This window comes from Erwinia sp. INIA01 (assembly GCF_025947915.1).
GTDB lineage: Bacteria > Pseudomonadota > Gammaproteobacteria > Enterobacterales > Enterobacteriaceae > Erwinia > Erwinia coffeiphila.
Genome location: NZ_JAPDNC010000010.1, coordinates 18,178 through 44,464 on the forward strand (window position 1 = coordinate 18,178; position 26,287 = coordinate 44,464).

General features: G+C 53.5%; 23 protein-coding genes. 10 read left to right on the forward strand and 13 right to left on the reverse strand.

Translation table 11 applies throughout. The features are described from left to right. The first annotated feature begins 59 nt into the window (after positions 1-59). Positions 60-989: a nucleoside recognition domain-containing protein gene (locus OMR58_RS17640; protein ID WP_105593770.1), complete on the forward strand. Its 930-nt coding sequence runs from the start codon at positions 60-62 to the stop codon at positions 987-989. 135 nt (positions 990-1,124) lie between these two features. Next, positions 1,125-2,228: a YncE family protein gene (locus tag OMR58_RS17645; RefSeq protein ID WP_264546531.1), complete on the forward strand. Its 1,104-nt coding sequence runs from the start codon at positions 1,125-1,127 to the stop codon at positions 2,226-2,228. Between the two features lie 111 nt (positions 2,229-2,339). Here OMR58_RS17645 and OMR58_RS17650 read toward each other — a convergent pair whose 3' ends face one another. The 3 genes from OMR58_RS17650 to OMR58_RS17660 form a co-directional block, all read right to left on the reverse strand. Continuing rightward, entirely contained in the window at positions 2,340-2,759 is a 420-nt protein-coding gene (locus OMR58_RS17650) for a hypothetical protein (RefSeq protein WP_264546532.1), read from the reverse strand. Positions 2,760-2,835: 76 nt separating this feature from the next. Next, positions 2,836-3,471: a carbonic anhydrase gene (locus tag OMR58_RS17655; protein WP_105593773.1), complete on the reverse strand. Its 636-nt coding sequence runs from the start codon at positions 3,469-3,471 to the stop codon at positions 2,836-2,838. Between the two features lie 78 nt (positions 3,472-3,549). Continuing rightward, positions 3,550-4,995 carry a sigma-54 interaction domain-containing protein gene (locus OMR58_RS17660; RefSeq protein ID WP_264546533.1) on the reverse strand — a complete coding sequence of 482 codons (1,446 nt, stop codon included), beginning with the start codon at positions 4,993-4,995 and terminating at the stop codon, positions 3,550-3,552. A 259-nt stretch (positions 4,996-5,254) separates the two neighbouring features. On the opposite strand from OMR58_RS17660, the gene speC reads away from it, so the two are divergent. The 3 genes from speC to OMR58_RS17675 all read left to right on the forward strand — a co-directional run bounded on the left by speC (position 5,255) and on the right by OMR58_RS17675 (position 9,515). Next, positions 5,255-7,417, forward strand: a complete 2,163-nt coding sequence (gene speC, locus OMR58_RS17665; RefSeq protein ID WP_264546534.1) for an ornithine decarboxylase — start codon at positions 5,255-5,257, stop codon at positions 7,415-7,417. Positions 7,418-7,472: 55 nt separating this feature from the next. Continuing rightward, complete coding sequence (gene potE / locus OMR58_RS17670) at positions 7,473-8,828, forward strand: putrescine-ornithine antiporter (RefSeq protein ID WP_264546535.1); 1,356 nt, start codon at positions 7,473-7,475, stop codon at positions 8,826-8,828. A gap of 381 nt (positions 8,829-9,209) precedes the next feature. Then, positions 9,210-9,515 (forward strand): DUF1471 domain-containing protein, encoded by a 306-nt coding sequence (locus OMR58_RS17675; protein ID WP_234471635.1) that lies wholly within the window; start codon positions 9,210-9,212, stop codon positions 9,513-9,515. A gap of 157 nt (positions 9,516-9,672) precedes the next feature. Here OMR58_RS17675 and OMR58_RS17680 read toward each other — a convergent pair whose 3' ends face one another. From OMR58_RS17680 to OMR58_RS17710, 7 genes are all read right to left on the reverse strand, one after another. Further along, positions 9,673-10,056: a DoxX family protein gene (locus OMR58_RS17680; RefSeq protein ID WP_200558882.1), complete on the reverse strand. Its 384-nt coding sequence runs from the start codon at positions 10,054-10,056 to the stop codon at positions 9,673-9,675. Positions 10,057-10,153: 97 nt separating this feature from the next. Then, positions 10,154-11,536 (reverse strand): heavy metal sensor histidine kinase, encoded by a 1,383-nt coding sequence (locus OMR58_RS17685; protein WP_347710574.1) that lies wholly within the window; start codon positions 11,534-11,536, stop codon positions 10,154-10,156. Positions 11,537-11,550: 14 nt separating this feature from the next. Then, the gene (locus OMR58_RS17690; RefSeq protein WP_105593777.1) at positions 11,551-12,228 is read right to left on the reverse strand and encodes a heavy metal response regulator transcription factor; all 678 of its coding nucleotides are present in this window, start codon (positions 12,226-12,228) and stop codon (positions 11,551-11,553) included. 143 nt (positions 12,229-12,371) lie between these two features. Continuing rightward, entirely contained in the window at positions 12,372-13,511 is a 1,140-nt protein-coding gene (locus OMR58_RS17695; RefSeq protein ID WP_444861328.1) for a multidrug effflux MFS transporter, read from the reverse strand. 156 nt (positions 13,512-13,667) lie between these two features. Next, a complete protein-coding gene (locus OMR58_RS17700; protein ID WP_264546538.1) occupies positions 13,668-16,799 on the reverse strand; it encodes an efflux RND transporter permease subunit in 3,132 nt (1,043 codons plus the stop codon). Then, positions 16,799-17,962 (reverse strand): efflux RND transporter periplasmic adaptor subunit, encoded by a 1,164-nt coding sequence (locus OMR58_RS17705; protein WP_264546539.1) that lies wholly within the window; start codon positions 17,960-17,962, stop codon positions 16,799-16,801. Before OMR58_RS17705 ends, OMR58_RS17700 begins: the two co-directional genes overlap by 1 nt. Before the next feature lie 42 nt (positions 17,963-18,004). Beyond that, entirely contained in the window at positions 18,005-18,349 is a 345-nt protein-coding gene (locus OMR58_RS17710) for a helix-turn-helix domain-containing protein (RefSeq protein WP_105593780.1), read from the reverse strand. A gap of 305 nt (positions 18,350-18,654) precedes the next feature. Between OMR58_RS17710 and OMR58_RS17715 the strand changes: the two genes are divergently transcribed. From OMR58_RS17715 to OMR58_RS17725, 3 genes are all read left to right on the forward strand, one after another. After that, positions 18,655-19,548, forward strand: coding sequence for a LysR family transcriptional regulator (locus OMR58_RS17715; protein ID WP_105593781.1), 894 nt, complete (start codon positions 18,655-18,657; stop codon positions 19,546-19,548). A gap of 71 nt (positions 19,549-19,619) precedes the next feature. Continuing rightward, the gene (locus OMR58_RS17720; RefSeq protein ID WP_244913767.1) at positions 19,620-20,096 is read left to right on the forward strand and encodes a VOC family protein; all 477 of its coding nucleotides are present in this window, start codon (positions 19,620-19,622) and stop codon (positions 20,094-20,096) included. Positions 20,097-20,170: 74 nt separating this feature from the next. After that, complete coding sequence (locus OMR58_RS17725) at positions 20,171-21,196, forward strand: Gfo/Idh/MocA family protein (protein ID WP_264546540.1); 1,026 nt, start codon at positions 20,171-20,173, stop codon at positions 21,194-21,196. Positions 21,197-21,295: 99 nt separating this feature from the next. Here OMR58_RS17725 and OMR58_RS17730 read toward each other — a convergent pair whose 3' ends face one another. Together OMR58_RS17730 and OMR58_RS17735 are read right to left on the reverse strand one after the other, a co-directional pair. Then, positions 21,296-22,195: an Rpn family recombination-promoting nuclease/putative transposase gene (locus tag OMR58_RS17730; protein WP_264546541.1), complete on the reverse strand. Its 900-nt coding sequence runs from the start codon at positions 22,193-22,195 to the stop codon at positions 21,296-21,298. Positions 22,196-22,281: 86 nt separating this feature from the next. Next, positions 22,282-22,779, reverse strand: coding sequence for a MarR family winged helix-turn-helix transcriptional regulator (locus OMR58_RS17735; RefSeq protein WP_444861326.1), 498 nt, complete (start codon positions 22,777-22,779; stop codon positions 22,282-22,284). A 74-nt stretch (positions 22,780-22,853) separates the two neighbouring features. Between OMR58_RS17735 and OMR58_RS17740 the strand changes: the two genes are divergently transcribed. Both OMR58_RS17740 and OMR58_RS17745 read left to right on the forward strand, forming a co-directional pair. Beyond that, the gene (locus OMR58_RS17740; protein ID WP_264546543.1) at positions 22,854-23,726 is read left to right on the forward strand and encodes a DMT family transporter; all 873 of its coding nucleotides are present in this window, start codon (positions 22,854-22,856) and stop codon (positions 23,724-23,726) included. 37 nt (positions 23,727-23,763) lie between these two features. Beyond that, positions 23,764-24,381: a nitroreductase family protein gene (locus OMR58_RS17745; protein WP_105593785.1), complete on the forward strand. Its 618-nt coding sequence runs from the start codon at positions 23,764-23,766 to the stop codon at positions 24,379-24,381. A 102-nt stretch (positions 24,382-24,483) separates the two neighbouring features. Here OMR58_RS17745 and OMR58_RS17750 read toward each other — a convergent pair whose 3' ends face one another. Beyond that, positions 24,484-26,049: an ATP-binding cassette domain-containing protein gene (locus OMR58_RS17750; protein WP_264546544.1), complete on the reverse strand. Its 1,566-nt coding sequence runs from the start codon at positions 26,047-26,049 to the stop codon at positions 24,484-24,486. Positions 26,050-26,287: the final 238 nt, after the last annotated feature.

Here is a 26,287-nt window from a genome sequence, read left to right on the forward strand (position 1 = left end):
TAGCGGTCAATCCCGGGCTGAGTTAACGTACTGGCAATTTCCCCCGTTCGGAGTTGTTGATGGATATCATTGGGATCATTATGTCGGCAGGTAAAGCCTCGGTGAATGTGGCGCTTTATACGCTGATCCCCATTATGGTTGTTATGCTGATTATTATGAAATACCTGGAGGTCAGGGGAATTCTGGACCGTATCGTGCAGGTGATGACCCCGGTGCTGAAGCCGTTTGGTATTACCGGGATGGGGATTTTTGCGCTGATCCAGCTTAACTTTGTCAGCTTCGCCGCACCGCTGGCCGCGCTGGCCATTATGGAAAAAAGGGGCGCATCGGACCGCCATCTGGCGGCGACGCTGGCCATGCTGTTTGCCATGGGGCAGGGAAACGTCTTCTATCCGCTGATCCCCTTCGGTTTGCACTGGGGGGCCGCGCTGGGTATTTCGGTGGCGGGCGGACTGGCCGCTGCGGCAATCACCTGGTATTTCTTCGGCCGCAGGCTGTCGGTCGCCTCGCTGCAGCGGGATGACACGCCGCCGGAAGATAAATCCGCAACCGGCCTTATCGCCATTATTAACGGCGCCGGGTCGGATGCAATCCGCCTGTCGCTGGGCTCGGTCCCGATGCTGATCCTTTCGCTGACCGTGGTGGGTATCCTGAAAGAGGCGGGGGCGATTGAACTGCTGACCCGGCTGATTGCCCCGGTGCTGGATTTCTTTCATGTCTCCGAAGTGTTTATTCTTCCGGCGTTAACCAAATGCCTGGCGGGGGGAACCGCTTATTTCGGCGTGGTATCCGATCTGCTGCACCGTGGATTAATGACCGCGCAGCAGGTTAACGCCTCCGCCGGGTTTATGGTGCAGACGCTGGATCTGCCCGGCATTGGCATTTACCTTGGTATTGCCAGCCGCTTTGTCAGGCTGTTCCGCTTTGCGCTGCCCGGTGCGCTGGTGGGTATTCTGCTGCGTACGGTGTTGCACAGCACGATGTTCTGAATGGTTCATTCTGTTACTCCTTCTGTAAACAACGCATTTACATAAGATTTGTAAATGCTTATGATTCTCATTCTCTTTATATGCTCCCGTGCCGGATAAACCGGCCGGGATGCCTGTCCATTGATGGAGCCAGAAATGAGATCGTTGTTTACCCCACGTAAAGCCCTTGTCGCTGCGGCGATTGTGACCTCACTCAGCCTGACGGCCTGTCAGGCTCCGCAGAAACAGGCGCAGGCCGCTCAGCAGCCTGCTGCTACCGCCAGCGAATCTAAACCCGCAGATAGCCGACTCACCCAGCGCGAACTCGCCGCCGGGCTGTATGAAATGGCTTATTCTCCGGCGGCGGGAGGGCTGTACGTTGCCAGCGCTCAGGGATTCAAAACGTCTAACGGCGGGGTTATCTACCGTCTGGACCCCAAAACGCTTGAGACAGTTAGCGAAACGCACACCGATCTGAAAAACTTTGGCGTGGCGCAGGACGCTGACGGCAGCGCGATTTACATCACCAACACGGTGGATGGCGGCATCACTAAGGTTGATGCGCAGAGCGGTAAAGTATTACAGCGCCTGATGTTTAAGGATCGCAGCAAGAAAGGGGATGCGCTGGGCAGCCGCGAAATCCTTGCGCACGATGGTCTGCTGTACGTTGGCGGCGTGGGCGATCCGGGTGTAATTTGGGTGGTGGATGCGAAAACGCTGAAACTGAAAACCACCATTAAAAACGCCGGAAAATGGGTTACCGGAATTATCTGGTCTCCGCTGACCAATAAGGTTTACGCGGCCAACGGCGGCGGTGAAATTCTGGTGATCAATCCGCGCAGCCACAAAATCGAACAGCGCTGGACGGCAGGCGACGACAAACAGTACCTGTTCCTCAACCTGGCGGAAGATCCTGCCACCGGACGTCTGTTCGTGACCGATAATTCTAAAGCGAAAGAGACACTGGTATTTGATGAGCGTAGCGGCAAAGTGATCAAACGCCTGCCGGGCGATGCGCTGGCGGTGAAGTTTAACGCCAAACGCAACGAGATCTACATCAGCCAGCGCGAATCGAAGAAGGTACTGCAGCTGGATGCGACCAGTTACGCGGTGAAAAACAGCTGGTCGTTTGACAGCCATCCAAACAGCCTGGAACTTTCCCCGGACGGCCAGACGCGGTACGTCAGCGTAAAGCAGGGGCTGGATAAATCGCATACGGCAAAAGGGCCGGACAGCGTAGCGCGTATCGTGCTGAACTAAGCTTTGTTCTGCCGGGGAAGAATTTGCCCCGGCAGTTTATTCCCCGCGGTTCGGTTCACTCTCACCCAGACATTCTGCCAGGCTTGCTGCCCGTTCTTTTTATCCGCGCTTTTACTGCATACTTTCCTGCTGCCGCATCTTGCGCGCCGCACGGTGGCAATAGATAAACCAGCCCAGCGCCAGTGGCAACGTCAGTGGCATAATGACAAGGATATTATAAATCGCGTCCAGACCTCGTGGCGACCCGTTCAGAAAATTACAGACTCGAACGGAGAACAGGTGTATCACCAGGGAATCCATTGCCTTTTTCGCGAAGGGATACAAAGCAATAAGTAGCAGCGCTGGCAGAAGAAACCACAGGGAAAAGTGCTTAATTAAGGTAAACATGGCGATACCATAAACAAGCAGGCCGCTAAGAAAGTTCCAGCCTAATTCTCCGCTGCGTAAATAGCGCCGCATCGGTGTGGCAAGGGGGGCTTTGGGGGGATGTATAGCCGGATTACCGCCGGTCTTCTTTCGTTTTCGGCTCAATCTTGGGGTCCGTTCAGGAGTGGCGACGTACTGATTTTGTAACAGGGGGAAGAGGGCATCCTTGCCCCTCTGGTGATTACTCGTAGCAAACGCCCGGATTCTCAGACAGCAGCACAAAGTCCTGGGTCTGCTTATCCAGCGCGCGAATAACGCCGCTTTCAATATCGTAAACCCAGCCGTGCAGGCGCAACGCCTTATCACGCAGGCCCACCGCGACGGACGGATGCGTTTTGATATTGTTCAGCTGTGCGATAACGTTCTCACGCACCATGGCATTCACTTTCTCTTCTTCGCTGGCGTAGGTTTTCTTCTCGACAACGGCCTTCGCCGCATCGGAGTAGCGCAGCCAGTGCTGAACAGCAGGCATCGGGTCCAGGCACTGGCAGGTAGCGATGGCTTTCATTGCGCCGCAGTTGGAGTGGCCACAGATAACGATATCGGTGACGCCCAGAGCCACTACCGCATATTCGATGGTCGCAGAAACGCCGCCCGGCTCAGGGCCGAAAGAGGGCACGATATTGCCGGCATTACGAATGACAAAGAGCTGTCCGGGTTCCTGCTGGGTGACCAGTTCAGGCACCAGACGGCTGTCGGAGCAGGAGATAAACAACGCTTTGGGATTCTGGCTGGAAGCAAGGCTGCGGAATAATTCTTTCTGATTAGGGAAAACATCTTTCTGGAAATTCAGAAAACCTTCAACAATGTGCTGCATAGCAGATCTCTACCTTCTTTTATCGTGAAATAATATTCTGACACCGAAGCACCGCCGCGTGCAACTTATCAGAAAATTCTACATCTGGCCTAACGGCGAACGGCCATCATCAACGCACAGCGTAAGCTGATGTTTTTTCACTTTGTAGTATAGCGTGGTCCTGGCTATCTGCAGCTCCTGTGCCGCTCTGGCGATATTGCCCTGAGTACTGTTAAGTGCGTTGATAATCAGCTGACGTTCAAATTTATCAATCGCCACATCCAGGCCCTCCTGAGGAATAAACTGTGGGCCGATGTCTTCTTCCGGTTTACTCACCTGGCGGAAGGAAACCGGGGAAGATATTTCATCATCATAGGCCAGCACGTCCAGCGGGCCGCTGTGCTCCTGCTGTAGCATACTGCGCAGTATCACATTCTCCAGCATTCTCACGTTGCCGGGCCAGGGCAACTGCGTGAGCCGCCGGGTTACCTCTTCACTGATATGGGTGATCTGGCAGCTGACAATATTGTTATATTTTTCAATAAAATAATTTGAAAGCAGGCGGATGTCAGCCGGCCTCTCGCTGAGAGGCGGTAGCACCAGCTGACCGACACACAAACGATAATAGAGATCGGACCTCAGATGGCCGCTGTTAAGCAGCTCCGACGGGGGTTCATTCACCGCTGATAGAATTCGAATATCTGACGTCTGCTGGCGTGATCCACCCACTTTCCAGAATGTTTTATCCTGGCAAAAGCGCAATAACTTGCTTTGCAAGCCGACCGGCATGGAGTTCAGCTCATCCAGAAACAGCGTACCTCCCTGAGCAAGTTCCAGATAACCCTGGCGATGTTCGGCACCGGTAAACGCACCTTTCTCCGTTCCGAACAGGGTACTTTCAATCAACGCTTCCGGAATGGCTCCGCAGTTCAGTGCGATAAACGGTTTGTCCGCCCGGTTGCTGTAGTGATGAATAAGCCGGGCAAAAAGCTCCTTTCCCGTTCCCGTCTCACCGACGATCATCACCGGAACGTCACCTATGGCAAGGCGTTTAGCCTGGTCGATTAACTTTTGCATCCGTGGATCAGCGGTAATAATTTCGTACTTCTTCTCGCTCTGGTTATGGTTGTAAAGCAGGCTGTTCAGCTCAACTACCTGGTCCTGCAAGATCCGCGTAGAGGAGATATCGCGGCCAATTTCAATCACTCCCTGGATCTCTCCGCTGCTGTTATACAGCGGAACGGTAGTGTGCTGAAACTCAACGGCTTTCCCTTTACGGTTGTAATAAATCTGATAATTACCAATAAATTCTTTGCCGTCATACAGCGCCTGCAGCATGGTGCTCTTTTCTTTGCACAGGCCATAGACGTCCTGCACGCTCTTCCCCAGCGCAGACTGGACGCTGTAGCCGTCTATGCCAGCACTTTCCTGATTGTAATAAATGAATTTTGCCTGCCGATCGATAATCGTGATGGGTTGATGAATTAAGTCAAAAAAACGGGAAAACAGCGACACCATACGCACCAGTTCTTTTTGCGATTCCATTCGTGTACAGCTCCTTAAATAGTAATTTTAATTAGTTTTTATCCCTGGTTTAAAAAATGGCTTGAGGGATGGCGTGAAGTGTGTCGAAAAACAGACACAAGTACAATATTTAGAACCTTATCTAAATATTAAACAGCATCAAAAGACTTAAGCTGTTGACTTAAATGATTTGTTTGTTATGGCACGGCGCTTGCAATACTCCTGTTGAGTGTTGATTAACAACCAGAAAATGGACCGTGAAATAGACTAAGGGAAAAATATGAAAAAGCTTAAAATTGCTGCCACACAGGAAACGCTGAACAGTTTCGTCACCGACAGGGATATTGTGGGTGTCACAGAAACCGACTTTACGGATGTGGGGGCTGTTGTTTTAACAACCTCCGATATTAAAAGAGGGTTGCTGGAAATTGCTTTGCAGAATGAGTTCAATATCCCCGTCTTTGCCGTGCTGGAAAAAGGGGAAATATTGCCGCCAGACATTCTAGAGAAGATGCGCGGCGTGATTAATATGAACGGAGTGACCACGGAATTTTTTGGTAAGCAAATCAATTTTGCAGCAAGCGAATACGAAGAAAGCCTGCTGCCGCCATTTTTCAAAGAGATGACTCGCTATACCGAAAAAGGCAACGTGTCGCTTTCAACACCGGGCCATAACGGCGGCCAGTTCTTTCGCCAGACCCCGGCAGGAAGGCGCTTCTTTGACTATTTTGGCGAGACGGCCTTTCGCGCTGATATGGCCAGTTCCGAGGTGCGTCTGGGCGATCTGCTGATTCATGAAGGCGCTGCCTGTCAGGCCGAACAGCATGCCGCGAAAGTGTTCCACGCCGACAAAACCTACTTCGTGTTAAACGGCACGTCGGCTTCGAATAAAGTTGTGACCAACGCGCTACTTGCTCCGGGCGATCTGGTGCTCTTCGATCGAAATAACCATAAGTCCTGTCATCACGGTGCGCTGATTCAGGCGGGAGCAACGCCGGTTTACCTTGAAACCTGTCGTAATCCGTTTGGCTTTATCGGCGGAATTGATGCCCGCTGCTTTAAAGAAAGCTATCTCCGGGAAGAGATCAAAGCCGTTGCGCCGGAGAAGGTCGACTGCCCGCGTCCATTCCGTCTGGCGATTATTCAGCTTGGCACCTATGACGGCTGTATTTATAACGCCCGTCAGGTTGTCGACAAAATTGGTCATCTCTGTGACTACATTCTGTTTGATTCGGCCTGGGTCGGTTACGAACAGTTTATCCCGATGATGCGTGACTGCTCGCCGATGCTGCTGGAGCTGAAAGAGAACGATCCGGGTATCCTGGTAACCCAGTCAGTGCATAAATTGCTGGCAGGATTCAGCCAGGCATCACAGATCCATAAAAAAGATCGCCATATGAAGCATCAGCCTTATTACTGCAACCACAAGCATATGAACAATGCCTATATGCTGCATGCCTCCACCAGTCCTAACTATCCTATTTTCGCCTCGCTGGATGTGAATGCCCAGATGCACGAAGGCCAGGCCGGCGTGAAAATCTGGCAGGATGCGATTAAGGTTGGCATTGAAGCGCGGAAACTGATCCTGAAAACCTGCACCATGATCAAACCGTTTATTCCTCCGATGATTGAAGGTAAACCGTGGCAGGATTACAGCACCGACGAAATCGCCAGCGATCTGAAGTTTTTTGACTATGTTCCGGGCGAAAAGTGGCACGCCTATCAGGGCTTCGAAAAAAATCAGTACTTTGTTGACCCGTTCAAGCTACTGCTGACCACGCCGGGCATTGATATTGATACCGGTGGCTATGCCGACTTCGGTATCCCGGCCACTATCCTGTGTAACTTCCTGCGTGAACACGGCATTACGCCGGAAAAAAGTGATCTCAACTCGATCCTGTTCCTGATCACTCCCTCTTCTGACTTGCCGAAAATCCAGTATCTGGTGGCGCTGATTTCGCGCTTCGAACAGCTGGTGGCTGAAGATGCGCTGCTCTGCGATGTTCTACCGTCCATTTACGCCGACCACGCCGAACGCTATCAGGGCTATACCCTGCGTCGTCTGTGCCAGGAAATGCACGACATTTACGTTCGTAACAACATCAAGGATCTGCAAAAGGCGCTCTTCCGTAAGGAGACTCTGCCAAAGCAGGCAATGCTGCCACAAAAAGCCAATCTGGAGTTTGTGCGTAACCATACCGAGCTGGTGGCCCTGAATGAGATCGAAGGGCGGATCGCGGCAGAGGGGGCTTTACCTTATCCACCGGGAATTATCTGTATCGTACCTGGCGAAGTGTGGGGCGGGGCGGTACTGAAGTATTTCAAAGTCTGGGAGACAGTTATCGATCTGCTGCCGGGATTCGCCCCGGAACTTCAGGGCGTGTACTGCCGGGAAAATGCTCAGGGTAAGGTTCAGGTCTGCGGATACGTTATTAAACAATAATAAGAACGGCCGCGCGGGCAGTATTGCCGGGCGGCCGTCATAAGGATAAGAAACTATGTCTGATTCAAAACCGACGAAAAAAATGGGCGTCGTGCAGCTGATCATCCTGACCATCATCAACATGATGGGCTCGGGGATTATCCTGCTGCCGACCAAGCTGGCGGAAGTCGGCACCATCTCAATATTATCCTGGCTGGTAACCGCGCTGGGTTCGCTGGCGCTGGCCTACTCTTTTGCGAAATGCGGTCGATTCAGCCGTAAACCCGGCGGGATGTTTGGTTACGCACAGTATCCGCTGGGCACCGGTGGTAATTTTATCTCTAACTATACCTACGTGATTTCCTGCCTGGTCACCAACGTAACGATAGGCATTACGGCGGTTGGCTACGGGGTTGAGCTGTTCGATGTGCTGCTTACGCCGGTTGGCGTTTGCCTGGCCACCGTGGCCGTGCTGTGGGTGACCACGCTGGCCAACTTCGGCGGTTCCGCCGTTACTGGTAAGCTCGGTTCAATCACTATCTGGGGGGTGATCATTCCGGTTGTCGGGCTGTGCATTATCGGCTGGTTCTGGTTCAGTCCACAGCAGTATATAGATGCATGGAACCCGCATCACAAGCCGCTGTTCTCGGCAATCAGCTCCTCGATTTCTATTACGCTGTGGGCGTTCCTGGGTCTGGAATCCGCCTGCGCCAATAGCGATGCGGTTGAAAATCCCGAGCGCAACGTGCCGATTGCGGTACTGGGCGGAACTCTGGGCGCTGCGGTGATTTATATCATTTCTACCAACGTCATCGCCGGGATTGTGCCGAACCTGGATCTGGTTAACTCCACTGCGCCGTTTGGTGTGGCGTTCAGCCATATGTTTACGCCGCTGGTGGGTAAAATCATTATGGCGCTGATGTGCCTGGCCTGTATCGGCTCGCTGCTGGGCTGGCAGTTTACTTTTGCTCAGGTGTGTAAATCCGGGGCAGAAGCCGGTTTCTACCATCGTGTATTCACCCACGTGAACAAGATGGGCGCACCGGTAAAAGGCATGCTGATTCTGGTGGTGGGGCAGACTATCGTTACCTTTATGACCATCAGCCCGTCGCTGACCAAGCAGTTTGATATTCTGGTTAACCTGGCGGTGATTACCAACCTGATCCCGTATTTACTGTCGATGGCTGCGTTGATCACTATGCAGCGACTGGCCGATGTCAGTAAACGCGAAATGCGTGTGACCAATACCATCATGGTTATCGCGACGCTCTATACCTACTATGCGTTGTACAGCGCCGGTTTTGAGGCACTGACGTGGGGCGCGCTGGCAACGTTCCTTGGCTGGAATCTGTATGGTTTTATCGCGCCGAAGTTTGAGTTAGAGCGCAACCGTATTGAAGACAAGCAGTATCTGGAAAACTACGATAAGTAATCCGCAGCAGGCGGCGGGCAGGTGAAACTGCTCGTCGCCTGCGTCTGGCAAGATCAATCCCCCGTCAATCTCCCGTATGGCTATGCAGTACCAAATGGTTTTATCACAGGAATCCTCATTAGTTACAACATGCAAATTAATCCGGATATACTCCGCCTCAGCAACGGTGTTAACCTGGTTCTGGCAGGGGATAAAAGGTCGGCAAGATAATTACCTGAGAACTTAAATTCCCCTGTTGCCGATACGCTGTTGATATATTAACCGGAACCTGAAACAGACTGACACATTATTGTCAATCCAGGAAAATCAGGGGTAAAGAAGCACGTTAATTCCGGATTATGACAGCAATGTCATTTTCATGTCAGCTAAAGAACAGGGTCGATGAAATATAATTATCCCATCAGAAATAATGAATTTAAATGGGAGATATTTATGAAAAAGCGTATCGCTATGACCTTGCTAACCGGTGCTCTGGTTATTTCATCCTTCGCTAATGCGGCGGAAGCTGTTAAAGATACCAACGGCTTGGTGAGGAAAGGAACCGTATCCGTTTCTGGTGCCACCACGCTGTCAAACCTCGAGAGCATGATTAAACAGGAAGCGGATAAACAGCACGCCAGCCGCTATAAAATTATCGCTGCCGGTGGGCATAATTTGCTGAGCGGAACGGCGATTATTTATCAGTAATCAGCTGCACTGACTCACTTCTTACAACGACATCCTTAGCCAGCCTGATAATCAGGCTGGCTTTTTAACGTCTGAACCTTTTTGTCGTGTATCGTGGCGAGATCGCCGGCGGCAGGGACAGACCGCCGGTTTAAACCATTCTCCACTCTAACGGACGTTACGACTGACGGCGCTCGGGGGAGAACAGGGAGAAGTAAATCAGCCCGGAAATAATGCTCAGATTCTTACCGAAGGCAATAAACTGGCTGCTCTGCTGGGCACCTGTGTATAGCCAGAATTGATGGAAAAGCACGCTGGTGAGGAATACATAGACAATCCAGATAATCGACACGGCCTTTAATCGATATCCAGTTAAGAAGCAGAGACTGCCGCCTAACTCAATAATTATCGCCGCAACGATCATTAACTGTCCGACCAACGTATCCCCGAAAGGCGTTTTGGCCACGTTATCTGAAAAATGCAGAACTTTACCCAGCCCGCTATAAATAAACAGCGGGGTGATAATAATGCGGGCAATAATTAAAACGACTTTTTCATACATGATAGATCCCTGTTTGTCTGGAAGGATGAAAGTTCATCATCATCCTGGCAAACAGGGGCTGTCATTAAGATGACCGCTTGCTGACAGCGCGGTAAGGTTAGCGCTTTTCGGCTACAGCAAGGGTAAAACCGAAGGTATTCACGCCGTCGCGGCTGTTAACAAAAACATCGCCTCCGTGCACCTGCGCAATTGCTTTTACAATCGACAGCCCCAGCCCGTGATTACTGCTGCTTTGCGTTCTGGAGCCGTCCACGCGATAAAAACGTTCAAACAGGCGTTCAAGGTGATAAGACTCAATCTCTGCACCTTCATTTAACACGGATACCGAAATGAACCTCTCGGACTGCACGATATTGATATCGATTGTGCTGCCTTCGCGGGCGTAACGTGAACCGTTGCTGAGAAGATTAGCCAGAGAGCGGGTAAACAATCTGCGGTCTACATATGCCGTAGCGTCGCCGTTGATGCGCACTGACAAATGGCGTTCCGTTAGTGACGGTTCAAGATATTCAGCCGCTTTCTGACTTTCATTGCGAAGGGAAACCTGCGCCATCTGAGCGGCAAACTTACCGGTCTGGGCATGAGACAGGAATAACATGTCATTAATAATCGACGACATGCGCTCAAGCTCTTCAAGATTCGATCCCAGCATATTTTGCAGCTGTTCTACGCTGCGGTCGCGGGATAGCGCCAGCTGGGTCTGGCCTATCAAATTGGTTAACGGTGTTTTCAGCTCGTGCGCGACGTCGGCATTAAAGCTCTCAAGCTGCTCCCAGGCCTTTTCCTGGCGGACCAGTACGCCGTTAAAGGCCTCTGCCAGCGCATGCAGTTCTTCCGGCAGCGAATCGATACACAGCCGCTGTTTCTGTTTCCCGGGAACCAGCTGATGCGACTGGGCGCTCAGCGCTTTTATCGGCTTCATGCCCGCGCGGGAAATCCAGTAACCCAGCAGAGCGACCATAATCACGCCGAAGAAGGTGATAAACAGCAGTACCCGTGTGAACTCTTCCAGCGTGCCCATATAGGGCGTGGAGTCGATCGCTACAACGTAGCGTAATGCGGGTCTGTTACCGCTGGCGGGCAGGGTGCTTGTCATCAGGAACAACGGGCATTTTTTGGCATCGGGCAGGTCTACTTTACTGAAACCATCTTCCAGCGCTCTCAGGTTCACAGCCTGCGGCACCGGTCCGCCGAGGTGATAAAACGGGTCGTCGCTGATAATCCAGTACTGTACGCGCCCCCCTTCGGAGGTAGAAAGATTAACGAATTTCGCTTTCAGCAGCTGCCAGTCATAGGCAGAAGCCCGGGAGACAATCATCGGTTCAACCAGCGAATAACGAAACTGGAGTTCGTTATGCATCTGCTTTTCCAGCGACTCCTGTAACGTCACGCGCAGGCAAACGGCGTAGGCCAGCGCCATGCTTACCGTCGCCACGGTGAACATTAATGCCAGACGGGCGGAAATGGATTTTCTGAACAGATTGAGCATGATGGTTAATCTCGAAACTCAAGCACGTAGCCCATACCGCGCACGGTGTGCAGCAGTTTGATATCCCACGGCGCATCGACCTTGGTCCGCAGCCGCTTAATGGCGACTTCAACGACGTTAGCATCGCTGTCAAAATTCATATCCCACACCTGTTCGGCGATCATCATTTTTGACATGACCTGGCCCTGATGTCGGGCCAGCAAACTGAGCAGAGCGAACTCTTTCTGGGTTAAATCAATCCGGCTGCCGTCGCGGATTACCCGGCGCGCCAGCAGATCGATAGTCAGGTCGTGAACCTGTAAATGGGCAATATCGTAGCTGTCCATCGAACGGCGTCTGAGCAGCGCCTGCAATCGGGCAATCAGTTCGGTCAGTGAAAATGGTTTCGGCAGATAGTCATCGGCCCCCAGGCGCAACCCCTTGACCCGCTCATCAAGCGAGCCGCGCGCGGATAGCATCAGCACCGGTGTTCTTTTGCTTTCGCGCAGGCTGGCGAGCATTTCATAACCGTCCATCTCTGGCAGCATGACATCAAGAATGATCGCGTCGTAATCGTATTCGACGGCCAGGAACAGGCCGTCTCTGCCGTCATGGGCGGTATCGACAATAAATCCCTGTTCTCTCAACGCCATGGTGATATAGGAGGACGTTTTCAGCTCGTCTTCCACCAGCAGTATTTTCATGATCGGGTGTTTCTCTGTTCTTACTCGGTTTACGGCCGCTATTATAAATACGGCTCTGGTCCGCAGGCTGACTTTTTGCTGACATTTTTGTCAGCAAAATGACGATGGGTGCTAAATTCGATCTTTTTCCTTTTCCTGCCTGCCTATTCCGCGCCAGCCAGGGCCTGATGTCTCATTCGTCCAAATGCCATCATTCCGCTCAGCAGGGTAAATATCGTCATTATTCCCGCCATCGCCCACCGCGTACCGTCATTCAAGGCTGCCAGCATCAGCGAAGAGATAATGCCGCTACCGTATTGCAGGGCACCAATCAGCGCCGAGGCCGAACCGGCAGTTCCCGGCACCGCATCCAGCGCCGCAGCGGTGGCCGAAGCGGCAATAATGCCGTTCATCGAGAAGAAAACAAAAATACAGGCGGCCATGGCCAGCATGTTTTTGGGGAAGATCGCCAACGATATGCACATGAGTAACGCCATTATTGAGGCAATAGCGGCAGCAGTTTTAAGCATATGCTCCAGAGGAAATCGCTGAACAAGTCGCTTATTGATAAAGCTCATGCCCACTACGCCAATAATGTTGACCGCAAACAGCCAGCCGTAGTGCTGGGGATCCACGCCGAACCCGCTGATATAGACAGATGGCGATCCGACGATAAAGGCATAGACCGCCACATAGTAAAAAGTTACACACAGCGTGAACCGCATAAAGCCGCGGTTTTGCAGCAGTTGCAGATAGGTAGTAAACGCGCCGCCGAGCGAATCACCCGCGCGTTTTTCCGGCGGCAGGGTTTCAGGCAGCCAGAACAGGGCGATAAACATCAGCACGCCAACGGCTGCGAGAAACCAGAAAATAATCGGCCACTGTGAATAGCGGATAATTTGCCCGCCGAGCAGCGGACCGGCAATAGGCGCAATCGCCATCACAATAATCAGCGTTGAAAGCATCTGCGCGGCACGGGTGCGGCTGAAGAGATCGCGGATCATCGCCCGCGCCAGCATCGGACCGGTACAGGCACCGGCCGCCTGGAAAACTCGCCAGAATACGATCTGATACATTTCAGTAGACAGGGCGCATCCCGCTGAGCCAATAGCGAACAAAATCATGCCGATATACAGCGGTGGCTTGCGTCCAAATCTGTCGCTTATCGGCCCCCAGATAAGTTGGGCAATCGCGAAACCAATCAAAAAACCGGTTACGGTCAGCGCGGCATCACCGTGTAGCGAAATCGACATCGCCGGCATCGCGGGCAGATAAATATCCGTCGACAGTGAAGTAAAGGCCATCAGCGCGCTGAGGATGGCAATAAAGGCGATGCCGGTTTTGGCAAGGGTGGAATTATTCACGGGTGTTATCTCGTTGAGTCGCAGGGCATAAGTCGTAGAAAGTGACCGGCAGCAAGCGGGTTGAAAACCCGATCGGCTGCCGGTCAGCCCGATCAATCAGTCATCGTCGTCTTCGCCGCGCGCACTGCCGCCGAAGCGGTTATGCACGACGACAAAAAACAGGGGAACGAAGTAAACCGCTAGCAGGGTTGCGGCGACCATCCCGCCGATAACGCCGGTACCCACCGCATTCTGCGCGCCGCTACCGGCGCCGGTGCTGATGGCCAGCGGCAGTACCCCGAGGATAAAGGCCAGCGAGGTCATCAGTATCGGCCTCAGCCGCATGCGCGCCGCCTCCAGCGTGGCCTCGATAACGCCTTTGCCTTCTTTTTCGATCAGGTCTTTTGCAAATTCGACGATCAAAATGGCGTTTTTCGCCGACAGCCCGATCGTGGTTAACAGACCTACCACGAAATAAACGTCGTTGTTCAGTCCGCGCAGCAGGGTGGCTGTCAGCGCACCGAACACACCGAGCGGCACCACCAGCATCACCGAGAACGGTACCGACCAGCTTTCGTACAACGCTGCCAGGCACAGGAATACGACGATCAGAGACAGCGCGTACAGTGCAGGGGCCTGTTCTCCGGTCATCCGTTCCTGATACGACATCCCGGTCCAGTCGAAGCCAATACCCTCGGGCAGCTGCTGCGCCAGCTGTTCCATTAACGCCATCGCTTCGCCCGAGCTTTTACCCGCAGCGGGCTGACCGAGGATCTCCACCGATGACAGGCCGTTGTAGCGCTCCAGGCGCGGTGAGCCGTAAATCCATTCCGCCGTAGAGAAGCTGGCAAAGGGCACCATTTTGCCGTTGGCTGCACGCACGTACCAGTTATCGAGATCCTGTGGCAGCATGCGCCAGCGGGCATCGGCCATCACATAAACTTTTTTGACCCTGCCGCTATCAATAAAGTCATTGACGTAGTTACCGCCCCACGCCGTGCTTAACGTGCTGTTAATATCGGTCAGATCGACACCCAGCGCGGTGGCCTTTTCTTCATCAATATTGAGTTTGAACTGCGGGCTGTCTTCCATGCCGTTGGCTCGCACCGCCGTCAGCGTCTCCGGATGCTGGCGCGCCAGGTCGAGCAGAACGTTACGCGCCTGCAATAGCTTTTCATGGCCAAGCCCGGCCTGGTCGATCAGCTCGAAGTCAAAGCCGGTGGCGTTGCCCAGTGCGATTATCGGCGGCAGGTTAAACGCCACTACGGTGCCATCCATAATTTTACCGAAAGCCCCGGCGGCACGGCTGACAATGCCATCGACCTTATTCTCATCGCCCCCGCGTTCAGACCAGTCCTTCAGGCCAATAAAGGCGATGCCGACGTTCTGCCCGCGCCCGGCAAAGCCAAAGCCGTTCACCGTCAGCACATTTTCAACGTTGCTTTTTTCCGAGTTGAGGTAGTAGTCACTGACGCGATCCAGCACCGCCTGGGTTCGTTCCTGGGTTGCCCCGGCGGGCAGAATCGCCTGCGTTGCCAGCACGCCCTGATCCTCTGAAGGCAGGAATGAGGTCGGCAAACGCACAAACAGCAGCGCCATACCCGCCACCAAGACGCCGTAGATCAGCAGACAGCGGCCGCTGCGGTGCAGCATGCGGGCCACCGAGCTGCTGTAGTGCTGCGTACTCTGCTCAAATTTTCGGTTAAACCAGCCGAACAGACCGCGTTTCTGCCCGTGTTCGCCCGGCTTCAGCGGCTTAAGCAGGGTGACGCACAGGGCCGGGGTAAGGATCAGCGCCACCAGCACCGAGAGCACCATGGCCGACACGATAGCGATAGAGAACTGCCGGTAAATCACACCGGTACTGCCGCCAAAGAACGCCATCGGCACAAACACTGCGGAGAGTACCAACGCAATGCCGACCAGCGCCCCCTGGATCTGCCCCATGGATTTGCGCGTGGCAGCCTTCGGCTTCAGGCCTTCTTCCGCCATCACCCGCTCAACGTTTTCCACCACCACAATGGCATCATCGACCAGCAGGCCAATCGCCAGCACCATGCCGAACATCGTCAGCGTGTTGATCGAATAACCAAAGGCGCTGAGGATGGCAAACGTCCCAGCCAGCACCACCGGTACTGCGATGGTGGGGATCAGCGTGGCGCGGAAGCTTTGCAGGAACAGGTACATCACCAGAAAAACCAGCACGATGGCTTCAATCAGCGTTTTCACCACTTCATTGATCGAAATACTGATAAACGGCGTGGTGTCGTAGGGATACACCACCGTTAGTCCCTGCGGGAAGAAGGGCTTCAGGGTATTGATCCGTGCGCGGATGGCATTCGCCGTATCCAACGCATTCGCGCCGGTCGCCAGCTGGATGCCGAGCGCCGAGGCCGGTTTACCGTTAATCTTCACCACGAAATTGTAGTTTTCGCCGCCGCGCTCGATCCGCGCCACATCGTGCAGCCTCACCTGCGATCCGTCGCCGTTAACCTTCATCAGAATATTGCCGAACGCCTCTGGGGAGGTCAGCCGCGTCTGCGCGATGATCGACGCATTAAGCTGCTGCCCCTTCACCGGCGGCGCACCACCGAGCTGACCTGCGGCAATCTGAGCATTCTGCGCACGGATCCGTGCAATAACATCCACCGGCGTCAGCTGGTAGTTATTCAGCTTGTTCGGATCAAGCCAGATGCGCATGGCGTACTGCGAGCCGAACAGCGTGGTATCGCCCACGCCGTTGATGCGGCTGATGGGATCTTTCAGGTTTGCCGCCACGTAATCGGCAATATCTTCCATGCTCATCCGGCCGCTTTCATCAACAAATCCCGGTACCAGGAAGAACACGCTGGAAGATTTACGCACCGTAATTCCCTGCTGCTGAACTTCTTGAGGCAGCAGCGGCGTGGCCAGTTGGAGCTTGTTCTGCACCTGTACCTGGGCGATATCCGCGTCGGTGCCGTTTTCAAACGACAACGTCAGCTGCAGCGTGCCGGAAGAATCGCTGGTCGAGGACATGTACATCAGCCCGTCCAACCCGCTCATGTTTTGCTCGATAACCTGCGTCACGCTGTTTTGCAGGGTGGTGGCATCGGCACCGGGATAGGTTGCACGAATTTGCACGGCGGTGGGGGCGACGTCGGGGTACTGCTCCACCGGCATTTTCAACAGGGAAATGCCCCCGGCGAGCATGACGATTATCGCCAGAACCCAGGCGAAAACCGGGCGATCGATAAAGAATCTGGACATCAGTTTGCGCCTCCGGTTGGCGTAGCGGCAATATCAACAGGAGAGACCTTCATTCCCGGCTGTGCACGCTGTAGCCCGGAAACGATCGCTCTTTCACCGGGCTTAAGGCCGCTGGTGACCGCCCAGCGATCGGACGAGGCTGTTGAAACGGTGATATGGCGGACTTCAACGCGATTATCCTGATCCACCACCAGTGCGGTTGCTTCGCCACGCGGAGTGCGGCTGACCGCCTGCTGCGGAACGGTCAGCCCCTGCGGATCGCTCCCCAGATTGATACGTGCCCGCACAAACATGCCCGGCAGCAGCTGGCGATCGGGGTTAGGTACGATAGCGCGCAAGGTAATTGCGCCGGTGGTCTGGTCAACGGTCAGGTCCGAAAACGCCAGTGTTCCGGGGTGTGGATAAAGTGAACCATCGCTGAGGATTACGCTGACCGGCACGATGCCGGGCTGGCGCTGTAGCCTGCCGGAGGTCAGTTCCTGCTGCAGGCGCAGAAATTCCTGGCTCGATTGCGTTACGTCCAGATAAAGCGGATCAAGCTGCTGCACCGTGGCCAGCGCATCGCTCTGCTGATCCTGCACCAGCGCGCCTTCGGTTACCGATGAACGCCCGATTCTGCCGTTAAGCGGCGAGGTGATCGTCGTTCGCCCCAGGTTGATCCGCGCCGTTTCCTCAGCGGCCCTGGCCGCCTCAGCGGCAGCGCGCGTCTGAGCCGCCGTCGCCTCCGCCTGGTCAAAGTCCTGACGACTGACGTACTGCGCACCGATCAATGTGCGATAGCGCGCAAGGGTGGCCTGCGCCAGCTGCGCGTTGGCCCTGGTCTGTGCGAGGGCGGCGACGGTGCGATCGAATTCAGCGCGCAGGGGAGCGGAATCGATCTGATAGAGCGGCTGACCGATGACAACGTCACTCCCTTCGGTAAAAAGACGCTGCAGAATGATGCCGGAAACCTGCGGACGGACTTCCGCGATGCGGTAAGCCAGAATACGCCCCGGCAGTTCCGCCGTGACCGGCAGCGACTGCGCGGCCAGCGTAGTGACCTGGACTTCGGGAACCACCGTTGACTGCGTTGAGTTAACGGATGAATCATCGCAGCCGGTTAGATTTAAAGCGAACAGCGCGCATAGCAAAGCCAGAGGCTTAATTGCCACCTTGATGGGCATTATTATTTTCTCCCGGAAGCCGGTATTAAGAGAGGAAAAACCTCAAAAATGGGATTGTTGAGAATTTAAACGACGCCATGTAGCCGGAGGCACATGATATTTTCTGCTGAATGAACGACTGAATGACTGCTGCGAGTCGTAGCCATACTTGGTGGAGATATCAATCACGCTTTCGCCGCTAGCGATTAAATCCTGAGCGGCAGACGCCAGTTTTTTATCGCGAATGTAATTTCCCAGACTGATTCGCATAATACGTTGAAACATACGCTGCAGATGCCACTTCGAATATCCCGCACGCTGCGCAACATCTTCAATTTTCAGCGGCTGACGGATATTGCTGTCAATCCAGGCAATCAGTTCATGAATGATGAGTTCCTGTCTATCCATTCTTTCACCTTTGCCATAATTTCAGGATTAAAAAGATGACCAGAACGGCCTGATGCGGGAGCAGAATAACATGATGGATTACGACCGATTAGCGGGGTGAAAACGATAGGGTTTATGATTTTAATTCATTTATTGAGGTGATGGTCCGATGAGTTTGCGAGTTGTCTCGCAAAAACTGTGTGCTTTAAATTCGACCTTTCTCACATAAAGTGAAATTTTTCCGAAAGATTTGTGAAGAATACACATGTATTTCATTTTGTGTATAGTGGTAAGCGAGGGTCAAACTTACTTGTCAAAGGCGGACAATGCTCAAAGAAAACTTTAATGATCTCATCTATTTGGTGATGGTCGCACGCGAGCGCAGTTTCACCCGAGCGGCAGCCAAGCTGGGCGTATCACAGTCAGCGCTGAGCCATTCCATCCGCGGACTGGAAGAACGGCTGAAAACCCGCCTGTTAACCCGAACGACGCGCAGCGTTGCCTCTACGGAAGCCGGGGAGCGGCTGATTCAGAGCGTCGCGCCGATGATTACGGAAATTGAAAAAGCGCTGCAGGATTTGGCGGATAATCAGGAAAATCCCTCGGGAAATATCCGCATTACCGCCGGTGAACATGCGCTTTCCAGCACGCTGTGGCCGCTGCTGAAACCCTTTTTACTGCGCTACCCGGACGTTAACGTGGAATTATCGATTGATAACACCCTGACCGATATCGTCAGCGGGCGTTTTGATGCCGGCGTACGCCTGGGTGAGTCGATAGAAAAAGATATGGTAGCGGTGCGTATTGGCCCTGACTGGAAAATGGCGATTGTTGCCACACCGGACTATTTTGCTGAACACGGCGTGCCACAAACGCCCTATGAGCTGCAAAATTATCGCTGTATTAACATGCGTCTGCCCACGCTCGGCGGGTTGTATCACTGGGAATTCAGCAAGGATGGCAAAGCCATTCGGGTCAAGGTAGAAGGGCAGTTAGTGTTCAATACGCTCTCTGCGCGAATTGATGCGGCATTATCCGGAATGGGGGTCTGCTGCGTTCCTGAAGATTCGGTCAGAACATACATAGAACAGGGTAAACTGCAAAGCGTATTACAGGACTGGTGCGAACCGTTCACCGGTTACTATCTTTATTATCCCAGCCGAAAACAGCACACTGCTGCATTTTCAAAGCTTATCGATGCGGTTCGCTATCCGGGATAAAACAGAATATTTTCAGCAATTTCACCCGAAATATGGGTGAAAACAATTTGAAGGGATGACGCTTGCCGGATATGCTGAAAGCTGTTCTGGCAACGTCCAGCCATTCGATCGACGCCTTCCGGCAACAGCACCGTCTGATATATGCGATCGCTCTGAAAATATTGAGGGTGTATATGACACTCACTGCGATGAATTTTGGCCGTATCGCGGCTATTTTGCCCGTGCAGGATATGGAAGTTGCGCAGCGTTTTTATATTGATGGATTAGGATTCACCAAAACCTTTCAAAATGGCGATCCCGTCGGTTTTATCATCCTGAAACGCGACGAAAGCGAACTGCATTTATCGCTCCAGCCCCGGCATAAAGCCGCCCCGTTCCCGATAGCCCATCTGCTGGTCGACGACGCCAACGCAATGTTTGCGCTTTGCAAACAGCATGGCGCAAAAATAATAAAAGGCGTGCAGGATAAAGATTACGGCTTACGTGCATTTGTCTTCGCCGATCCCCACGGAAACCGCATTGATGTCGGCCAGCGGCTGCGCGTATAGCGCCTCCTGCATCCGACTTTTAAGTACTCAGATAGCACTCATAACATTAATTACCCACCCACAATGAGGAAAGCATGAGAATAGGCATCGTAGGATACGGTTCAGGCGGTAAAAATTTTCACGCGCCGTTTATTTCGGCGGCCAAAGGGCTGGAGCTGGCGGGAATCGTTGCTCGCGCACCGGCAACTATCGCCAGCGCTCAGGCAGATTTTCCTGATGTGCCGATCTACCCCAGCCTGACGGCTATGCTGGCAGCAGGCGTTGATATTGTTACCATCACCACGCCGCCGGCCACCCGCCGCGAGCTGGTTCTGGAAGCGATTGCGGCAGGCGTGGCGGTGATTGCCGATAAGCCTTTTGCACCGGATGCGAAAACCGGTCGCGAGCTTGCCGATGCGGCGAAGGCCAAAGGCGTGGTGCTGAGCGTTTATCATAACCGCCGTTTCGATGCTGACATTCAGACGTTGCGCAAGGTGATTGAACAGCAGCGCGTTGGCAAATTGTGGCGTCTGCATAATCGCATGGATCTTGACGATCCGCATACGCTGGAAGGCGGTGAAGCGGGCGGCCTGCTGCGGGATATCGGTAGCCACCTGGTCGATCAGACCCTCTGGCTGCTGGGGCCGGTTAAATCGGTCTATGCTCATACGGATATTGTTGACCATCCAGACGGCCCGACCAATGCCAGTTTCGTTATTACGCTGACCCATACCAGCGGCGTTCACTCACATATCTCTGCCAGCAAACTCAACCGGTTAGCCACCCGCGAGCTGATAATCTATGGCGACAAGGGTAGCTATACATCTAACGGCACCGATGTGCAGGCGCAGGCGATTTTCGCCGGTCAGCGCCCGGCTGACGATCTGGTGGCCTGGGGTTATGAAAAACAGGAGCGGTGGGGAGTGCTGCGCACCGCCAACGGCGAAGAGGCCATTCCCTCCGAGCAGGGGAATTACCATGCCTACTATGAAGCCTTTGTTGAAGCTGTCCGCAGCGGTGTGGAGCCCCCGGTGACCACCGAGCAGGCTATCCAGACGCTGGCCGTGCTGGATGCTGCGCTTATCAGCGCGCGCGAGGGCCGCCCGGTAACGCTGGCGTAAAAAACATCAGGCCCGTCGGTAAAGGCGGGCCCGATCGGTAGCGTTACGGTAATTCTGATTGAATACGGCTACGATGATTGGCCACAGTATTAAGCAGACTTATCGATTAATCTCTTCGAGTTCAGCATCAGAAAGGTCGGTTACTTCTTTGATCTTCTCTAAAGGCATACCGCTCTGCAACAGTTTACGGGCAATCTCCCGTTTACCTTCTATTTTACCGAGCTGTAATCCTTTATCGATGCCAATTTGTTCCAGCTGTTGTGCTATGGTCATCAGTTCTTCCCCATGCTGTGGTACCCGGCGTGCCAACTGATGAAGAAATGTTTTAGCATCAGCGGTTTCGCCAGTTTGTAAAAGATAGTTTATCAGTGCAACCAGCTGAAGTCCTGTCAAATGCCCGGCAAGAATGATCGTGGACAGTCTTTCCACCAGACTTAACAGATCTCGGCGATAGATATGTTTCTGCAACAAAGTCAGGGCTGCCATACTTCTATGCTCCATGATTTCATCATCGGGTATGACGGTAACATCGATTAGAGGAAAATCACGGGTATAGAGTTTTTTGGCCAGCACAGGGTCGTCAAACTCGTCTAGCCAGTTCAAAGCCCAGGGGTAGGGACTTCGGCTTCCGGTATAAAATAATAATGGAATAACCAACGGTAGTTTATGATGCCCGGTATCTAAATGTCGCTGCATTGCCGCGATAGCATATCTCAACATGCGGAAGGCCATATGCTTATCTGGAGTAGACTGATGTTCAATCAGTACATGAATATAGCCGTCGCCCGACGTTGTTTTTAAGCTGTAGAGAACATCACAATAGCTGGCGCGAAGATCTTCTTCAATAAAGCTTCCTGATTCAAGTTTTAACGTACGCAGATCGCAGACGGATTTGAACTCCACCGGAAGGTGAAGTTCAATAAAATCGCGGGCCGTATCCGGGCTCGTCAGGAATGCTTTGAAAACCGCATCATGCGGTATAAATCTCATTGAATTCATTGTTCTGACCTGTTTCCCTCAGGAAAAGTCAGTTTAGCAACGTATCAAAAGAGAGGTTGCGAGACGCTATCCAAAAAAGGATAAAATCACTCCTCCAGCGTGCGTAAAAACGCCGAAAGCGAATTATCCAGATCACTTAGTGCATTAGATGACAGCCCCGACAGGATCTGCCGCTCATTCTCGATGTGTTCTTCAATCGCCCGATCGATCAGCTCCCGCCCGCTCTCCGTCAGTTTAACCAGCATGCTGCGCGCATCCTGAGCATTGGGCACTCGCTCGATAAATCCACGAGTTTCCAGCCGCTTAAGCCGATGTGTCATCGTCCCCGATGTGACCATCAGCGTTGAAAACAGTTCGGTCGGGCTGAGGCTTGGCTCACCTGAACGGCGCAGAGCTGCCAGCATATCGAACTCCCACATACTGAGATCGAATCGGGCAAAGGCCGTTTCCAGTTTCTGCTGCAGCAGGGCCGCGCATCGATTAATACGTCCAATTGGTCCCATCGGGCTGGCGTCCAGATCGGGCCGTTCGCGCAGCCACTGTTGCAGAATGGCATCCACGGCATCATGTTCACGATTTTTCATAGGTACATCCATTTGTCTTGACTTCAAGATAACTGATCGACACACTGATAATATCTTGAACTGAAGGTAAAGTCATGAACATTACATCCTCAATGCATTACTGGCGTGACGTGATCCTCACGGCGCTGGCCCCCGCGATCTGGGGGTCTACTTATATCGTCACATCGGAAATCCTGCCGCCGGACAGGCCATTTACCGCTGCGCTGATCCGAGTTTTACCGGCGGGTTTGCTGCTGTTGCTGTTCACTCGCCGCATTCCGCTTAGGGGCGATGTGTGGCGCTTAGTGGTGCTGAGCGCGCTGAATATCGGGGTTTTCCAGGCGCTGTTATTCGTTGCCGCTTACCGTCTGCCGGGAGGACTGGCCGCCGTGTTGGGTGCCATTCAGCCGCTGTTGGTGATGGTGCTGGCATGGGCGGTTGACCGGCGCGCACCCGCACAAATTACGCTGTGGTCCGCCGTGGCCGGGGTGATCGGAATGGCGGTTTTGCTGCTGTCGCCGCAAACCACCTTTGAACCAATAGGGGTGATCGCTGCGCTATTGGGTGCCGCCTGTATGGCCACCGGAGTCTGGTTGACCCGGCGCTGGCAGGTCGATCTGCCCGTACTGTCGCTTACTGGATGGCAGCTGGTGATTGGCGGGCTGATGCTGGCCCCCGTTGCGTGGCTGGTCGATGCGCCACTACCGGTGCTGACCTTGCCGCAGTGGTGTGCCTATGCGTATCTCAGCCTTGCCGGTGCGCTACTTGCCTATGCGTTGTGGTTCCGTGGAATAACCCGGCTTCCCGGCGTGGCCGTTGCCTCACTCGGTCTGCTTAGCCCACTGGCCGCCGTAGCACTGGGCTGGATCGTGCTTTCCCAGTCAATGACCGGTACCGCCTTTATTGGGCTAATCGTCGTGCTGCTCAGCGTATTCGCCGTGCAGTGGACAACGGTTCGCCGTGGATAATGACCCTCTTTAACCGGCTATTATATAAGGTAATTACATGAAATCTTCCGTACAGAACGCTATTGAATCACGTATCTCCATTAACCGTTTTCAGGCCGATCGTCCTCTTGATGATGAAACAATTACCTCTCTGGTCACGTTGGCAACCAAAGCCCCAACGGCATTTAATATGCAGAACTGGCGGTTTATTGCCGTGCGCTCGCCTGAGGGGAAAAATCTGCTGAAAGAGTCCGCCTGGGGCCAGCAGAAGATCGTCGACGCTTCCGTGGCTTTCATCATCTGCGGTACGCTCTCTGCACATCAGCAGCTGGCGGCGGCACTCCAGCCCAGCGTGGACGCGCAGATCATGGAGCAGCGTACTGTCGAAGGTTGGGTAAAGCAGGCTACGGCGTCCCATGAAAATAACGCGGTGTTACAGCGTGATGAGGCCGTGCGTTCCGCTTCTCTGGGGGCGATGACATTGATGCTGGCCGCCGAGGGGATGGGGCTGGGTTCATGCCCGATGATTGGCTTTGATGCTGAACAGGTGGCAAAAGACTTTGCTCTGCTGCCAACGGAATTGCCGTTGATGGTGGTCGTCGTGGGCTATCCGCTGGATAACAACTGGCCGCAGAAGCCGCGTAAACCCGTCGCGGACGTGTTAACCCTGGCTTAATGAAATACTTTACCGATGCTGGCGATGAATAGATTCTGTGCCAGCATCGGTGAGTCAGAATACAGGGCGGATCTGATTACGGTTGAAATCAAGTCCGCCCGATCATAATTTCAAAGTCTGCGTCACGCCGCAGTTGTTCACAAACTCTTCGTCATGGCTGACTAACAGCAGCGCCCCTTTATATGATTTCAACACTCCCTCTAACAGCCGACGGGAATCAAGATCCAGATGATTGTCCGGCTCATCCAGCAATAGGATATCCGGCAGGGGGGATGAACAGGTTAAGGCCAGCAGGATAACTTTCAGCTGTTCTCCGCCGCTCAACTTCTCAAGCGGAATCAGACTTTTATCGCCCCTGATGCGCAGAGCACCCAGGCGGGTACGCCAGCTTTCAGCGGTAACTAAAGGGTCAAATTCGCATAAGGCTTCAACCACCGGCAGTGCGGAATTCAGCAGGGTAAGGTGCTGATCCAGATAGCGCCAGTGGCCATGTAGTGAGTAACGCCCCGACGCTGCCGCCAGCTGGCCCGTCAGCACTTTAAGCAGGGTAGATTTTCCGCTGCCGTTACGCCCGGCGATATGCCAGTGCTCGCCGCCGGAAATGGTCAGGGAAAGCGGCTGCGACGAGCCAAAAGGCAGACGTAAATCCTGAGTGTTAACGCGAACGCGCTTTTGCTCTTCGGTGTAGGCAAATTTCAGCATTTGCGGTGTTACGTGCTCGATTTTCTCGTTAACTACACTTCGTTGCTCAGCCAGGCTGGCCATGACGCGTTCGTGGCGCTGGGTAATTTTTGACTGCTGCTTCTCCGCTTTGTTCTTCTTCATATCCAGCAGCAGCAGAGACTGCGACCCCGAAGAACGGACGCGATCGCCCTGACGCCGTCGCTGGGCTTTTTTCTCCAGCGTGCGCTGTAGCTCATCCCTTTCTTTACGCAGGCCGGACTGTAACTGCTTTTCCTCACTGCGTAACGCATTGAGTTGACGCTCTTTCTGCTGCGAGAAATCGCGGTAATTACCGCCATATTCCACCAGCCCGCCAGAACTGAGTTCGTAAATGCGCTGCATTTCATTCAGCAGCCGCCGATCGTGGCTAATCACCAGCGACCCGGAAGGATGCCGCTGCAGCTGTTCGCTCAGCCAGCGGCGACCGGTGCTGTCGAGATGGTTTTCCGGCTCGTCGAGCAGTAAAAATGAGTCCTGTTGCAAAAATGCCCGGCACAGTGCCAGGCGGGTCTGTTCGCCACCGCTTAGCTGTGAGGAAGGGCTTTCCAGCGAAAGATGACCCAGCGCCGCACTGTCCAGCAGTGACTGCCAGCGGAGTGGATAATGCCATTTGTTGGCAAGGAAATCATAATCATCGGCATTGGCACTGCCGTTTTCCATTCTGCGAAAAGCCGCACGGATATCGGCGATCCCCAACGCATCTGCCAGAGTCAGTCCGGGCAAACGTGTTAACTGCGGGACGTAATAAAAAGGTGTCAGCCAGTTAATCGTGCCGCTTGAAGGCTGGCGACGCTGTGCCAGTAACGACATCAGTACTGACTTGCCGCAGCCGTTCATTCCGGTCAGCCCCTGGTTTTGCTGTGTCAGAGTGCCGCTAATCTGTTGAAACAGAGCGGTGTCGTTGAACGTAATTGAGAGTTCAGAAAAATGGCAGTGTACAGGCATAGTTGTGCTCCTGAATAAACAGGGCAGGCCGAAATGCCGGATCGGAAATTAACGCTGACGAGGATAGCTGCCTGCCCAATATCAAAATTCACATCGGTTAAGATGTGGGAGATATTGCGATGGAATACAGGCATTAAATCATGTCGGCAGACATCCTCAGGGAAGGTGAAGGAGGTATAGTGGCAAAAATCGTGCAGGCTGTAAACCCGGTGGTGAACGAGAAAATGCCGCAGACGGG

Excerpts from the sequence above, each read along its gene's own strand:
- OMR58_RS17645 (WP_264546531.1), top strand. The coding sequence starts at position 1,125 with ATGAGATCGTTGTTTACCCCACGTAAAGCCCTTGTCGCTGCGGCGATT.
- OMR58_RS17690 (WP_105593777.1), bottom strand. The coding sequence starts at position 12,228 with ATGAAAATACTGCTGGTGGAAGACGAGCTGAAAACGTCCTCCTATATC.
- OMR58_RS17640 (WP_105593770.1), top strand. The coding sequence starts at position 60 with ATGGATATCATTGGGATCATTATGTCGGCAGGTAAAGCCTCGGTGAAT.
- OMR58_RS17660 (WP_264546533.1), bottom strand. The coding sequence starts at position 4,995 with ATGGAATCGCAAAAAGAACTGGTGCGTATGGTGTCGCTGTTTTCCCGT.
- OMR58_RS17735 (WP_444861326.1), bottom strand. The coding sequence starts at position 22,779 with ATGAAAAATCGTGAACATGATGCCGTGGATGCCATTCTGCAACAGTGG.
- speC (WP_264546534.1), top strand. The coding sequence starts at position 5,255 with ATGAAAAAGCTTAAAATTGCTGCCACACAGGAAACGCTGAACAGTTTC.
- OMR58_RS17725 (WP_264546540.1), top strand. The coding sequence starts at position 20,171 with ATGAGAATAGGCATCGTAGGATACGGTTCAGGCGGTAAAAATTTTCAC.
- OMR58_RS17655 (WP_105593773.1), bottom strand. The coding sequence starts at position 3,471 with ATGCAGCACATTGTTGAAGGTTTTCTGAATTTCCAGAAAGATGTTTTC.
- OMR58_RS17715 (WP_105593781.1), top strand. The coding sequence starts at position 18,655 with ATGCTCAAAGAAAACTTTAATGATCTCATCTATTTGGTGATGGTCGCA.
- OMR58_RS17750 (WP_264546544.1), bottom strand. The coding sequence starts at position 26,049 with ATGCCTGTACACTGCCATTTTTCTGAACTCTCAATTACGTTCAACGAC.
- OMR58_RS17680 (WP_200558882.1), bottom strand. The coding sequence starts at position 10,056 with ATGTATGAAAAAGTCGTTTTAATTATTGCCCGCATTATTATCACCCCG.
- OMR58_RS17720 (WP_244913767.1), top strand. The coding sequence starts at position 19,620 with ATGCTGAAAGCTGTTCTGGCAACGTCCAGCCATTCGATCGACGCCTTC.
- OMR58_RS17740 (WP_264546543.1), top strand. The coding sequence starts at position 22,854 with ATGAACATTACATCCTCAATGCATTACTGGCGTGACGTGATCCTCACG.
- OMR58_RS17695 (WP_444861328.1), bottom strand. The coding sequence starts at position 13,511 with ATGGCCTTTACTTCACTGTCGACGGATATTTATCTGCCCGCGATGCCG.
- OMR58_RS17745 (WP_105593785.1), top strand. The coding sequence starts at position 23,764 with ATGAAATCTTCCGTACAGAACGCTATTGAATCACGTATCTCCATTAAC.
- OMR58_RS17700 (WP_264546538.1), bottom strand. The coding sequence starts at position 16,799 with ATGTCCAGATTCTTTATCGATCGCCCGGTTTTCGCCTGGGTTCTGGCG.
- OMR58_RS17730 (WP_264546541.1), bottom strand. The coding sequence starts at position 22,195 with ATGAATTCAATGAGATTTATACCGCATGATGCGGTTTTCAAAGCATTC.
- OMR58_RS17705 (WP_264546539.1), bottom strand. The coding sequence starts at position 17,962 with ATGCCCATCAAGGTGGCAATTAAGCCTCTGGCTTTGCTATGCGCGCTG.
- OMR58_RS17675 (WP_234471635.1), top strand. The coding sequence starts at position 9,210 with ATGAAATATAATTATCCCATCAGAAATAATGAATTTAAATGGGAGATA.
- potE (WP_264546535.1), top strand. The coding sequence starts at position 7,473 with ATGTCTGATTCAAAACCGACGAAAAAAATGGGCGTCGTGCAGCTGATC.
- OMR58_RS17710 (WP_105593780.1), bottom strand. The coding sequence starts at position 18,349 with ATGGATAGACAGGAACTCATCATTCATGAACTGATTGCCTGGATTGAC.